This is a genomic window from Clostridium sp. UBA4548, from assembly GCF_002387895.1.
Taxonomy (GTDB): domain Bacteria; phylum Bacillota; class Clostridia; order Clostridiales; family Clostridiaceae; genus Clostridium_J.
The window spans coordinates 17,334-30,613 of sequence record NZ_DGLI01000021.1 but is presented as its reverse complement, the minus strand read 5'-3'; the positions used below and the strand labels follow the sequence as shown (position 1 = coordinate 30,613).

Sequence of the window (13,280 nt, the reverse complement as noted above, 5' to 3'; positions counted from 1 at the left end):
TGCTTATCTAGTCCAAGGGTCATTGTTGCTCCCTGGTTTATTCCAGCTATTGTCTTTCAAATTCCCTGGAACTATAAAATCATTCTTAGGATCTCTTTGAACATATAAGTTGGAAGGGTACTTCCTTTGATTAAACGCTCTTGCAAAGGAGATTTTAAAATCACTAAATTCCTTAGTATAATTCTTTTTATACTTAGTGATTTTAGTAATAATATCACTTATCTTTGCTCTACTCTTACCCAATTCAGCTGCCTTTAAAATATTATCATTATCATTCTCCATATTATGAAATGGTGTACTATTATTAATTAAATTTCTGGCTTTGATATAAACCATATTGATTAATTCATCACTAAAATTTCCTTCTTCACTAGCATAATTAAATACATCTTCCAATAAATCAGCATCATTTAGGGATGATATTGAATTAATCATTGAATTAACATATAAGAGCTGTGGCATCATCTCTGAATTCAAGCCTTTAAAGTTATTCAATCTTTTTTCTTCATCCTTCAAAATTGCAATATCAAGCGACTTTTGCAATGTATCAAAGTATCCTAAACTTTTCGTGTTAACCTTATTTATGAAATTTTCCCTAACTTCATTTGCCTTCTTAACCTTACCATCTTTACTGAGCATATTATCTCGTTGAATATACTCTATTTGACTATTAAAATCATTTAAGAGTGCATTGTACTCATCATTAGCTATACTTATCCTATCCTCTAATTCCTTCTTAGTAGAGTTGTATAACTCATTATTTTCATTTATCCTTTGGTCCAACATATTAGGCATTATTACATTCCTCCTTAGTTTAAAGCATAAAAATAACCCTTGAACTTCTTCAAGAGTTTATAAGTTTGTGCATCTTATTAATGATTTATATTGCTGCTCTGCTTCCAAATCTGGTCTTAAGTTAATATACTTTTCTTTAAGTTCCTGTGGTTTTAATTGATTTACTACATCAACTAAACTTTTAACCTGATCTTTTAAACTTTTAATTTCCTTTTCTAGCTTTATAATTTTTTCTTCCACTCATTTACCTCCCCAAAATAAAAGTGCCCCTTCCTCTCAATTGTCTTTGAGATTCAGCAGCTAAATTATTGCTAAGATCTTCAGTTATTGCATCAGCAACAGCTCTTCCATTAATATCAATTCTAGTTTGCACTGGTCGTTTGGTTAGTTCACCAATAGCCTCTATTAACTCACTGTTATCTGAAGTTCCCACATTAGTTGTTTTATAATTATTTATTGTAGAATGACTCGCTCTTTCACCAGTTTTAGCCACTTCATGATATACAGTAGCAGTCATTTTAGCAGTTAGTCCACCAACGTCCAGCCCAGCCATCATATCAGCTAAGTTTTGTCTTATAGAGTTTTCTATATTACCAGTTTCATCTTCAAATCCTACGCCAACCCCTTGGGCCATGTATTTACCAACCTGATCACGGAAAACTCTTGATGGGGAGTGTATTCCTAATGCTGCCTTCGCACCATCAACTATTCCAGTAAAGAAACCACTTACTTTATCAGAAATCCAAGTTCCCATGCCAGTGATACCATTCCAAACTCCACGAACTATATTTGACCCTACGTCTAGCATTTGTGACGGAAGATTACAAACAGCATCAATTATATTATCAACCATACTGGAACCAGCTTCAGCAGCCTTAGAGCTTAGATTAATAGCAAACTGACCCACTTTAGATATTGTACTAGATAACCAAGTCCATATGCGCCCTGGTAACTGACCAAACCACTCTACTATAGAATTTATTATCTTAGGAATTTCTGTAGTTACTAAAGTATGCATATTAACACACCACTTTACTATATTAGCTATTGCTTCTCCTAGCCTCACCCCTAGTTTATAAGGTAACTCAGAAAACCATTTTGGTATGCTCTCAAGCCAATTTATCATGCTATCTATCCAACTTGGTATTGTTTCTGTAAAGAATTTAATAATGCCATTCCAGCAGTCAATAAAAAATGTTTTTATATGTTCCCATACCCCAATCCAAAAGTTTCTAAATCCTTCATTAGTATTCCATAAATATATAACTGCTGCGACAAGACCAGATATAGCTGCTATTACTAGACCTATTGGGTTAGCAAACATTTGAATATTTAATAACTTTTGTGCAACTGCCCACGCTTCTGTAGCAGTTTTAACCCCTTTAAATGCCTCAACTAACCTCATTATAGTACCCGCTACATTTAATACCATTAGTGAGGTGCCTATGGCTACTATTCCTGCTGCTATTGAGTTTGAATTATCCAATACCCAAGCTAATCCTTCAATAATTTTAGGGAGCCATTCTGAAATTAACTCAGCTAAGTTAGTAGCTAAATTAGCAAACCCTTCGGCTATTTGATTTATACTTTCTTTTAATTCACCATTAGTTAAGCTTTCTTGTAGTTTTTCAACTATATTGTTAACAGCTGGTAATACGTTGTTTTTTAACGTGTTGGACACAGATGTAAACATATCCCCTAATAGAGCATTAACATTATCCTTAAGAGTTGACCACTGTCCAACTAGAGTTTTACTTTGCCCTTCCATAGCATTATAAAACTTACCACCTTCACTGGTTGCAATCTTCATAGCTTCAGATACCATTTCAAAGCTAATTTTACCATCAGACATTTCATCTTTAAGTTCAGACATTGATTTTCCTGTTTTTTCTGAGATAATCTGAAGTGGGTTAAATCCATTATTTATCATTTGCATTAAGTCTTGACCCATTAACTTACCTTGGGACTGAACTTGACCAAAAACTAATGCTAAACCATTAAACTTCTCTTTATTTCCTAATGATATATCACCAAGCATTTTTAAGTTAGGAGTAATATCTTTAACATCTGTTCCAAATGCTTGCAATGTTGTACTTGCTTGTGCTAAATCTCCTAACTCAAAAGGTGTTTTGGCAGCAAATTGTTTTAAGTCATTCAAATGATTTGTAGCTTTTTCAGCACTTCCAAGCATAGTAGTAAAACTTGACATGTATTGTTCCATTTCAGAGTTATATTTAATTCCAATTGCTCCTAATACTCCTACTGCAGTACTAGCTGCTGTAATTGCCCCAGTAAAAGCTTTAAGTCCAGTTTTAGCAATACTATTTAGTTTGCCACCCAAACCTGCTACGGCTTTTTCCGCACCCGAGCTATTCAACTCAGTATCAATTACAATTCTTCCATCTGCCATCTTTTCTCACCTGCCTTTTTATATAAAATTAAGTTTAACATTATTACTTCTTCCCCCTTCTCGTAGCTCTATTAGCCTGATACTTACTAGCTAGCTTTTCTACTGCTGCCTTTTGAGAATCAATTTGAACTACAAGCTCCTCAAGTGATTTTAAGCAAACTAGAAGGTTAACTTTATTTCCAAAAACTTTTTTATCAGTTCCTTCACCAAATAAGACATTAAATACTTTGAAAATAGCATCACACTGTATTCTAATACTTTCTGAGACCTTAAGATCTTGTATTTTCCCCTCTATACCTTGTATATCCTTTAATGCATTTTCATACCTCTCAGATACCTCAGCATCAAAAATATCAATATCTTGTAATTCTACTCCATTAATTTTCATAAACTTATCTCTCCTCACTTATTTAAAATAACTTATCCACATTAGATTTTAAAATTAGCCACATATCCACATTTTTTACTATCACCGCCCTTTTCTTTTAATAGCATAAAAAATAGGCCCTCAAAAATGAGAACCTATTTTATATATTTTATAGGAGGTTTTATGTTAAAATATCCATATCTTAATTTTACACTATTACTCTACAAAATTAAACGTGATATAAACTATACTTATACTATACTTTTCCAACATTTAGCTTAAAACTTTAACCAACTTATCTATTATTATTCTTCTCTTGTTTGTAATATACTCAGGTGCACAGTTAAGCTCATTAGCTATCTCAATATGACTCCTTTGAAGTATATATTTCCATTCCACAAATAGCCTATCCTTTTCATTTAAAGTATTTAAAGCATTATCTATTCTAGCCAGTAACCTCTTTTTAAGTCTAATATTATATTCTAATTTTTCAACTTCCTTTTCCTTATTTATTAATTCATTTTCAACCGGTGATGAAGTTTTAAATGTTGGTGATGTTCTTTCTCTAACTGGCATTGATAACATACCATTATATTCATCCTTTAATTCATCTAATTGTAATTCTAAATCAGTTATTTTACCCTTTAAGAGCTTGTACTCTATTAAGTAACTTTCAACTTTTTTAAATTCTCTACTCATCCTTTGTAACCTCCGACTTTTCAAAAAATTCCGTGAAAATTAGAGTTAAGTACTCCTTGATTTTTTAAAAATATTATAGAAATTGTGTAACTGGTCAACGTAGTTCGAAAGGGGTACAAATTTAGAATGTACCCCATTACTTTAATTCATTTTACGTTTATTATTCTCTCTTATTAAAGTGCTTTTACTTATTCCAGTGATTTCAACTACTTCATTATAGCTTTTGTCTCCACCATTGATAGTTAGCAATGAAAGTGCATGGTCTAATTGCTTTGGTGTGTATGCCTTTGGTCTACCTTCTTTAAAACCTTCTTTAGTCTTAGCTATTGCTTTACCATTTTGAGTACGTTCTATAATTGTATTCCTCTCCATCTCTGCTACTGCTAATAAAGTAGTTAAGAAGAACTTCCCCATAGTTGTATTCTCTAGTAGTCCTACATTTAGTACATGAACTGCCACCCCTTTATCAAATAGGCCCTGTACTATGGCTATACCCTCAACAGTGTTACGAGCTAATCTATCAAGCTTACACACTACTAGAGTATCGCCAGCCTCTAACTCCTTAATGATCTTATCAAATATAGGTCTATTAGTTGTGGTACCAGTGTATTGTTCCTTATATATTATTGCATTATCATATCTATTTAATATCTCTTGTTGCTGCTGCTCCAATGAATTATTATCTAGCTGCCCTTTACTACTTACTCTCGCATACCCTATTATCTTACTCATAACCATACTACCTCACTTCTATATTTTGAATATAAGTTTTGACACCTTTCTATACCTATATTTTACGTGGTGTTTTCATCGGTGTCAATACTGTTAAGTTATGAAACTTTAAACCATACATATTGACACCAGTTATGAGTACTAAAATGGCTTCAAACTAGCACAACTACAGTATTTGAGTGTCTATAAGGCCCTTAATGATTTTCCTAATGGTGTCGTGCGCCGCTTCAGGTCAGCCTATGAAACATTGTCAGCTTTGCCCTCTTTGTCCTTTATTAATGTCCGCTCTTAAACATAATTTTCAGCACACTCAACCCTTGTAAAATCAAGGCTTTGTGTGAATTTCCTATATATATATATATAATATATTTTTTATTATATATAATAATAGTATTAATTTTAATTTTATCTTTTATATATATAGAATTTATTTCATAAGAGGACAAAAGGACAAAACTACTTTAAACCATTGATATTGCTTAACTTTTCAATGTCCTTTTAAATGTCCACTATATTAAATTTAAAATAGACACTTAGGACAACTATTTTTTAAATACACTTACTTTATCCTTACCACCAAATTTTCTTATGAACTCTGCTTTTCTCCTATCACTAGTAATTTTAAATCCCGTTATGCCCTTAACCTCAGAAAGGAAATTCTTCTGTGTTCCTCCATACTTCATATTTTGGTTTATAATCCAAGAAGTAAATCTTAAGTAAACCTCTTCTGTGCTAGGAGCATCCTCGTCTTTATTAAATAAGATTACATCATAGCTTTCTAACTCGTTTAAAAAAGCTAATACTGGATTATTATTTTCTTCAAACTCTCTATTAGATTTATTCACAGCGAGTGATTTTGTATAATTACCCTGCTTTATTAACCTTTGGAGCCCTTCAATAGATAGCTTAAGCATATATTCCATAAAAAATTTATCCCCACTTCTAGCACGGTTTAAAATATCATGCTTTTCATTTTTACCGGTAACAAACTTAGCATTGAATGGAATATTCATAACTCTTCTCTTAATTCCATAGCTAGTATCATTAATAATTACAGCATGATTAGAACTAAAGAATAAATTAGCATAGTTATTTATATCAAATGGATCCTTACCCTTTCTTTCAACATTTACTGTTTCTCCAGTTACTAATTTCTTCAGCACTCCAGTATATTTTGTTTCATCCTTGCTAATATCATCACCAATGTTTGCTAACTTGTCCATTATTTGATATGTTTTAAAAGTCTTTGCAAAATCCTGTAAGGGTATTGATGAAACATTATCTTTTCCTAGCATTGATTTCATAAGATCGAGTATAGTTGATTTACCATTGGATCCATCACCACCTAAAATAAATAATCTATTAAATTTATTAGTTCTATATAGTGTAGCTCCAAACATTTCCTCAATTACAGCTCTTAGTTCTCTATCATTGCAGCATATATCATTTAAGGCCTGATCTAAATCCTTATCATAAGCTGCAGGATTATAATTAACTGGTATTTTATTTGTTGCAATATAACTATGTGTAAAAGGCTCTAGCATATCGTTTTCTAAATTGTATAATCCATTTAGCACAGGTATTTTACTAGGTTCTGATACTTCTGCACTATCAGCTCTTATCTCTAACTTACCTATAGCTTCATTAATCTGAGCAATTGTTATTTGGCTATACAGTCTATCAATGCATCTTTTAATTTCCAGCTTATCACTTGTATAAATTCCATCTTTATAAAGATAAATATTATTATTGATATTAACTATATGATGCTCTCTAAGAAATACTTCAATAAATTTATCCATGTTGAACTTATTTTTTACAACAAATGAACCTTTTCTAAATGCATCATCCCTTAATATTACATCAAGTTCATTATCTGAAATCGGCTCTTTTAAGATAAATTGATTTATTACTTTTATAATTTCTCTTATCTCTTCAATTACAAAGCCATAACTTTGTAACTTTAATATATAAGTGAATAAGGTGTTATTTCTTCCATCACCTTCTTCAAGGTTACTGAAGTTTGCAAAGCATGACTTATCAATTGGATACAACCATACGGGTAATTTATCAGGTTGCTCTACCTGTTTTATTGTTCTGGTTCTACCATCTATTTTTATAGGAATAACTGCATTTTGTGAGCCTAACCCAATATCACATTTAAAGCCTAAAGCATTAAAAACACCTTGTTTCCTATTCGTTATTCCAGGATTAATGAAGTAAAAGTGTCTTCCTCTATCTGTTTTAATCATGTGGCATTTAATCCCTAGGCTCTTTATTATCTTATAAAGAGTTTCGGCCTGCTCTGAGTCATCTAAATCTATTTGAACTAGATTATCCTCAAGTATGCCAGCAAACTCGTTGAAAGTTTTTCTTGCCCATTCGTAACTATAAAATTCTTTTCTTTCTTTATACTCTTCTAAAGGTTTCTTACCTTTTGTTGGTATATATCCTTTAAACATTAATTCACCCCTTTTAAATTTGGGTGTTTTTCCACCCAAATTCAATGTTATTTGCTTAGTAAATCACCCAAATTTTTCATCTAGACAAATCTACTATTTCCTTTACAGCTTTCCTGAACCATTCTTTATTTTCAATTCTGAATTCTATTAATGTAGTCTGATTGGGGCAATGCCAGCTAAAATCATATTTCTCTTCCACCTTAATCCCACGTTTGATAGCCCAGTTTTTAATGTTCTCTACATTTCTATAATAAGGTTGTATTATTAATATATTTTCATTTTTGTCATTCTTAAATAATGCTTTATGATCCTGATATGGTACCTCAACGTTTGGATTCCACCTAGCTAAGTTTCCAACTAAGCTAGTCCAATTGCTGCTCCCTGAAAACCATTTTTCAATATTATTTTCTTTACACCATTTTTTAAAAACTTCAATATTATTAAATCTTAAGTGGCTACTATTATTTTTCTTCTCCCACTCAACATGGTAACTCTCCATTCTCTGAATATATTCATTAATGTTAACCCAACTCATTAAATTAACTACCTCCTTGACTATTAAATACTAAAAGAGGTAAACTGTATTTGCGAGATACCAGTTTACTTCTTTTAGTAAATTTATTTAAAAAGTCTATGTAGATTTTCTATATAGGCTTTTTTTGCTAGTTTTTACAATCATATTGACCCTCCTATATAAGCGCTATTTTTAAGCCAACTTCATCTAAATAATTTAATTCAGTTAATCCTAAAATCACCCCTTCTTTAAACATAACCTTGCTTTCTATAAAATTTTGAATGTTACAAGCATCTTCAAAGTTATTTAAAATCTCTTCATACTCTTTAGGTAAGATTCTTAATAACTTTTGTCTTAGTTCTTCCCTAACATTGCTATTGTCTTCTACTTTCTTCTGTAGCTCAGGATTTTTTCTAAGAGCACTTTCAAAGTTTTCACATACCTGGTCATATTCTCTCTCTATTGTTTTATTGATGATACTTTTTAAAGCCTTATCCATAATTAAAAGTCTCCCTTCTTTATATCAAATCTAGAAACTCCAATCTTCTTCTGATACTTACTAGATCCCAACCTAGGTATTTGCGTAGTATGTTAGTTGCATCTATTAATGCTTTTAAAGCTGCGTAATTTGGTATCTCAGAGTATTTTTTATATTTACCTGTTTTCCACTCTTCAATAAACTCACCGAACTCTGCATCTAGGTATGGTTCTAATCGTTCTGCTGCATGATCCATTGGTAACACCGCCCTTCGTAAGTTAAAGTATCTATATTCCAACTTTTCTCAATAAACCATATTTAACAGGTTCCTCTACCCTGTTAACATTTTCCATAGCTTTATTTTTAAGATATTCTTCACATTGCTGTATATCAAAAATATATCTATTCCCCGATTTGAAGCATGGTATTTGGCCAGATCTTGCCCCTGTTCTTAGAAAATGTTCTGACACCCCTAGTTCTTCAGCTGCTTGTTTTATATAAGCTCTTCTTGCCATTGTTAAACCCACCTTTAAAAATTAATTTTATTTTTTACTTATTATAGAATAGTAGACTCTTAGTAATAGTCAGTATTGAAAAACAACTCTTGAACTGGAACTTTTAAAACATCTGATATTTTCTTCATTTTTTCAGGCCTAGGTATCAACTTGCCTCTTTCATAAAGAGATACTGATTGTCTAGACACTCCAATTGCATTTCCAAATTCATCTTGACTCAACCCTAACTCAATTCTTTTTAATTTAATAACTAATCCTTGTTTCATCTTTCCACCTCCAACAGATATTATAAATATCTCATACTTTTATTATAGGTACTATAAATATCTATGTCAATACTTTTTGTATTTTTTTATATACTTTAAATATCGGTTTTGGTATAATACGGTTATAGAGGGGGGTTATTATGAGTATAGGTAATAACATAAAATTATATCGTAATAGAAAAGGATTAACGCAAAAGGAGCTTGCTATAGAAATAGATAAAAAGGAAATAACTGTGCGAAAATATGAAAGTGGTGCCATAAATCCATCTATGGAGGTACTGAATAAAATAGCTGGGGTACTTGAATGTAGCTTATTCGACTTAACTACTGACGTTGAGCTACTGAAAAAAAGTGTCCAAACAATAGAAGCTGAAGATAGTATTATACTCTTAGCTCAACAAGCAGGATTTACTATAAAAAAAGAATATGATCATGATGAAGATGGGGAGTACTTGAAAAGTGTTTATGTATTGTTTAAAGGTAAGAAATTTAAGCTTAGTGGAGATGACTTTCATGAACTAAGCAACCGCATTTTGGATTCTATAATTACTAATATCTTAGCTTCTGAAAATTGGAACTTATTAAAATAATTTTTTTAGAAAGGAATAAAATTCATGGCAGCTATTGAAAAACGTGGTGAAAGCTCATACAGATTAACTGTATCCTGTGGCTACGATAAGAACGGTAAGAAGATTGTAAAGCGTAAGACAATAGATTTATCACATATCAAATCTAATAAGCAGGAAGAAGAAGCTAATAAGCAATGGATTCTATTTAAAGATGAAATTGAAAAGGGTTTATTTTTAGATGCTGACAAAATAACTTTTGAGGATTTTATTGAAAAGTGGTTGAAAAACTATGCAGAATCAGAGCTAGCTCCTAAGACCTTGCATAGATATAAAGAATTACTAAAATCTCGTATTGTTCCAGCTCTAGGTCATATTAAATTAAATAAGCTTCAACCAACACACTTAACTGAGTTTTATAATAACTTACGTGAAGATGGTATTCGGACAGATGGAAAGCCTGGAGGATTATCTGAAAGAACAATTTTGCATCATCATAGACTTATATCAGCTATACTAACATGTGCAGTACAGTGGCAATTTTTATTAAGTAACCCAGCCTTACGTTTAAAAGCTCCAAAGGTTGAGAAAAAAGAAGCTAAGCACTTTGATATTGACCAAACTGAGTATATTTTAAGTCTAATAGAAAAGGAACCTATAAAGTATAGAACCATGATTGTTTTAGCTATATATGGTGGCATGAGAATGGGAGAGCTAGCAGCTCTACAGTGGGATGATGTAGACTTCGATAATTGTCTTTTAAAGATAAATAAATCATTACAACACTTAAAAGAAAAAGGTACTTTTGTTAAATCAACTAAGAATGAAACTAGTAATAGAATTATTTCCCTTCCTGGTTCTGCTATAAATCTTTTACGTGAATATAAGATATGGCAGAATGGTGAAAAAGCTAAACTAGGTGATTTATGGAATGAAAATTATAATAATATTTTTACTTCTCATAATGGTAAACCTATGTTTCCTAGTACTATTAGTAAGTGGTTTAATAAATTCATCAAGGGTCATAATGAAGCTATTTTAAATGATGCTACAATACCAAAAGAAGCTAAAGAAAAATACTTACTTGATAATGTTAACTTTCATGGTTTAAGGCACACAAGTGCAACTATACTTATAAATCAAGGTGTAGACGTAACTACAGTTAGTAAAAGATTAGGCCATGCTAGACCGTCCACTACTACTGATATATATTCACATAGTTTAAAAAAGGCTGACACTGAAGCTGCTAATAAACTTGAAAATCTATTTAATAAAAGTTCTCAAAGTAAAGCTAAATAACTGGCTCTATTTTACAAGACTGCATATGAAAGATACAAGCTAACTCAATAAATGGTAACTCTTTCAGATAACTTAAATGAGATTATTTATAAAATAAGCAATTAATAAGAATTTTACATGCAATATTTTTTATACTGGAGGTTGATTTATATGGAACCTAATATAGAACTGGATTCTAATATCAGAATACTCTACTGCAACTATAGTGAATGTTTAGCTAATAAAATCAAATTAGTATGTTCAAAAGTTGGATTTTCGTATGAGGGTATAAAGTGGATTATTTATGATCCTCAAATATCAGATATCTACGGCAATAAGCCTAATCAAATGCAACAGTTATGGATTGGTAGCAAAGGAAAAGATTATGGTGCTTGTAATTCAAAAGATACAATATGGATATCTACTTTGGCGATTCAAAGAGAATCTATTAGAAATAATCCCTGGGAAAAAATAAAAAAGGTTGTAAATATGAACACGCAAAATGATGAAGATCTCCTAGCAGATGTTATTTTGGATGAAATAGCACATATTTCTACTGGCCGTTCACACGGAGATTATAAATATGATGCTCAGTTAGATAAATTTAAGAATCTTTATTATAATGATGTAGTTAGCCGAGTATTGTATAACAAAACAAAAAAATGATTTCTAATATTTGTCAAGTTTTTATAAAGTAATTTTAGATTCAGTCTCATAATAACTTTTGAAAAATAGACTTTCAAATCAAACTCTTATTCATAACATAATTTTAAAATTAAATAATGGATTTAATTTTAAAATTAGCTTATGTTAATATTACTTTAGTATCCCATTGGGTACTAAATGGGTACTACCACTCTAAAATAGTACCCAAAAATAATATAATATAATAAAGTTTTAAATGATAAATCGTTGATATATCAAGGCTTAATGTAGCTTGTCCAAAGCTAAAATAAGCAATCTAACGCACTCCAAAACCGTTGGTTACGGGTTCAAGTCCTGTTGCCCCTGCCAAAACAAAAGGTAATCTCAAAAGAGATTACCTTTTTTACTTTATATCTATAATTTTTTAATATAATCCGCAGACACATATCCTATGCCTAATGAGCTTACGCTTAATGGCACATCTATGCTCCACCAATTATTTAAAAGCCAAAGTAATTTTACTTTATTATTATATTTTAATTTCCCTATAATAGGATAATTGGTTCCTCTACCGCTTCTTATATTTAGCACATTGGCAGTAACTACTCCATAAGTAGCTTTATTAGCACCAGCTAAACTTGTTTGTGATGAACCATCAGATGTTTTCTCTATAAAGTCTGCAGAAACAAAGCCTACCCCTGAGGAACTTACACTTAATGGTACATCTATGCTCCACCAATTATTCAAAAGCCAAAGTAATTTAACTTTATCATTTAATTTCAATTGACCTATAATAGGATAGTTAGTTCCTCTGCCACTTCTTATATTTAGCACGTCAGCAGTAACTACACCATATCCTCCATTATTACTTACATTCTCAGTGCTTTCATCATCATCTGTTCCGTTTGTATCTTTCTTAACCGCTATGCCTAAGTGTTCTAAGATTCCATAAGCAATAGCTCTACCCATTTTTTGTTGTTCTTCTACAGTATCAAACAATACTCTATCTCCACTATCAATGAACCCACACTCAACAATTATGGCATCCATGTTTGATTCCCTAATAACTGCGTAATAATCCCTACCGTCTGAGCCAGTTCTACTGTAGGTTGGGATAGGACGTAAATTTTGTCCCACTTCTCTATTGATAGCATTCACAATAGCTTTTGCTAAAGCTTCTCCTTTTCCTCTATGAATGGAGTGTATTACCTCTACACCATCTCCCCCTCCAGAGTTATGGTGAATTGCTACAAAATAATCTGCTCCCCAGGAGTTTGCCATGTTAGCTCTTTCACTTAATCCTACATATCTATCATCCAGTCTAGAAGCTCCGACTTCTATTCCATGCTGTTCTAATACTCTTTTGCATTCTAATCCTGTGATCAAGTTCATATCCTTTTCAACCAAACCATTGGAAACTGCTCCTGAGTCGCTACCACCATGTCCAAAATCTAGAAATATCTTCATAATCATCCCTCCCTTAATTATAAATATGCAGCTTCCTATGTGTTTGACATTAATTATTCAAAAAAGGTGGACAATAAATCATAAAG

At 31.6% G+C, this 13,280-nt stretch carries 16 protein-coding genes; 3 read left to right on the top strand and 13 right to left on the bottom strand.

What is annotated here, in order from left to right; genetic code table 11:
* Positions 1 to 3: 3 nt before the first annotated feature.
* From B3040_RS06660 to B3040_RS06605, 12 genes are all read right to left on the bottom strand, one after another.
* Positions 4 to 795, bottom strand: a complete 792-nt coding sequence (locus B3040_RS06660; RefSeq protein ID WP_291571439.1) for a hypothetical protein — start codon at positions 793 to 795, stop codon at positions 4 to 6.
* A 57-nt stretch (positions 796 to 852) separates the two neighbouring features.
* Positions 853 to 1,035: a hypothetical protein gene (locus B3040_RS06655; RefSeq protein ID WP_291571437.1), complete on the bottom strand. Its 183-nt coding sequence runs from the start codon at positions 1,033 to 1,035 to the stop codon at positions 853 to 855.
* A gap of 4 nt (positions 1,036 to 1,039) precedes the next feature.
* Positions 1,040 to 3,205 (bottom strand): tape measure protein, encoded by a 2,166-nt coding sequence (locus tag B3040_RS06650; protein ID WP_291571435.1) that lies wholly within the window; start codon positions 3,203 to 3,205, stop codon positions 1,040 to 1,042.
* Positions 3,206 to 3,248: 43 nt separating this feature from the next.
* A complete protein-coding gene (locus B3040_RS06645) occupies positions 3,249 to 3,593 on the bottom strand; it encodes a DUF6673 family protein (RefSeq protein ID WP_291571432.1) in 345 nt (114 codons plus the stop codon).
* Positions 3,594 to 3,845: 252 nt separating this feature from the next.
* Positions 3,846 to 4,271 carry a hypothetical protein gene (locus B3040_RS06640; RefSeq protein WP_291571430.1) on the bottom strand — a complete coding sequence of 142 codons (426 nt, stop codon included), beginning with the start codon at positions 4,269 to 4,271 and terminating at the stop codon, positions 3,846 to 3,848.
* Positions 4,272 to 4,412: 141 nt separating this feature from the next.
* Positions 4,413 to 5,003 (bottom strand): recombinase family protein, encoded by a 591-nt coding sequence (locus B3040_RS06635; RefSeq protein WP_291571429.1) that lies wholly within the window; start codon positions 5,001 to 5,003, stop codon positions 4,413 to 4,415.
* Positions 5,004 to 5,545: 542 nt separating this feature from the next.
* Positions 5,546 to 7,465 (bottom strand): phage/plasmid primase, P4 family, encoded by a 1,920-nt coding sequence (locus tag B3040_RS06630; RefSeq protein WP_291571427.1) that lies wholly within the window; start codon positions 7,463 to 7,465, stop codon positions 5,546 to 5,548.
* Between the two features lie 76 nt (positions 7,466 to 7,541).
* A complete protein-coding gene (locus tag B3040_RS06625; RefSeq protein ID WP_291571425.1) occupies positions 7,542 to 8,000 on the bottom strand; it encodes a hypothetical protein in 459 nt (152 codons plus the stop codon).
* Positions 8,001 to 8,154: 154 nt separating this feature from the next.
* Positions 8,155 to 8,478, bottom strand: coding sequence for a hypothetical protein (locus tag B3040_RS06620; RefSeq protein WP_291571424.1), 324 nt, complete (start codon positions 8,476 to 8,478; stop codon positions 8,155 to 8,157).
* A gap of 19 nt (positions 8,479 to 8,497) precedes the next feature.
* Positions 8,498 to 8,713, bottom strand: a complete 216-nt coding sequence (locus B3040_RS06615) for a hypothetical protein (protein WP_291571421.1) — start codon at positions 8,711 to 8,713, stop codon at positions 8,498 to 8,500.
* Between the two features lie 31 nt (positions 8,714 to 8,744).
* Positions 8,745 to 8,972, bottom strand: a complete 228-nt coding sequence (locus B3040_RS06610) for a helix-turn-helix domain-containing protein (RefSeq protein ID WP_291571419.1) — start codon at positions 8,970 to 8,972, stop codon at positions 8,745 to 8,747.
* Positions 8,973 to 9,031: 59 nt separating this feature from the next.
* Positions 9,032 to 9,238: a helix-turn-helix transcriptional regulator gene (locus B3040_RS06605; protein ID WP_291571417.1), complete on the bottom strand. Its 207-nt coding sequence runs from the start codon at positions 9,236 to 9,238 to the stop codon at positions 9,032 to 9,034.
* 140 nt (positions 9,239 to 9,378) lie between these two features.
* On the opposite strand from B3040_RS06605, the gene B3040_RS06600 reads away from it, so the two are divergent.
* The 3 genes from B3040_RS06600 to B3040_RS06590 all read left to right on the top strand — a co-directional run bounded on the left by B3040_RS06600 (position 9,379) and on the right by B3040_RS06590 (position 11,748).
* A complete protein-coding gene (locus B3040_RS06600; RefSeq protein WP_291571415.1) occupies positions 9,379 to 9,828 on the top strand; it encodes a helix-turn-helix transcriptional regulator in 450 nt (149 codons plus the stop codon).
* Positions 9,829 to 9,852: 24 nt separating this feature from the next.
* Positions 9,853 to 11,103: a site-specific integrase gene (locus B3040_RS06595; protein WP_291571413.1), complete on the top strand. Its 1,251-nt coding sequence runs from the start codon at positions 9,853 to 9,855 to the stop codon at positions 11,101 to 11,103.
* A gap of 150 nt (positions 11,104 to 11,253) precedes the next feature.
* On the top strand, positions 11,254 to 11,748 hold the full coding sequence (locus B3040_RS06590; protein WP_291571411.1) for a hypothetical protein: 495 nt from the start codon (positions 11,254 to 11,256) through the stop codon (positions 11,746 to 11,748).
* A 393-nt stretch (positions 11,749 to 12,141) separates the two neighbouring features.
* Here the strand turns inward: B3040_RS06590 and B3040_RS06585 are convergent, their stop codons facing one another.
* Positions 12,142 to 13,194 (bottom strand): N-acetylmuramoyl-L-alanine amidase, encoded by a 1,053-nt coding sequence (locus B3040_RS06585; RefSeq protein ID WP_291571409.1) that lies wholly within the window; start codon positions 13,192 to 13,194, stop codon positions 12,142 to 12,144.
* Positions 13,195 to 13,280 lie beyond the last annotated feature (86 nt).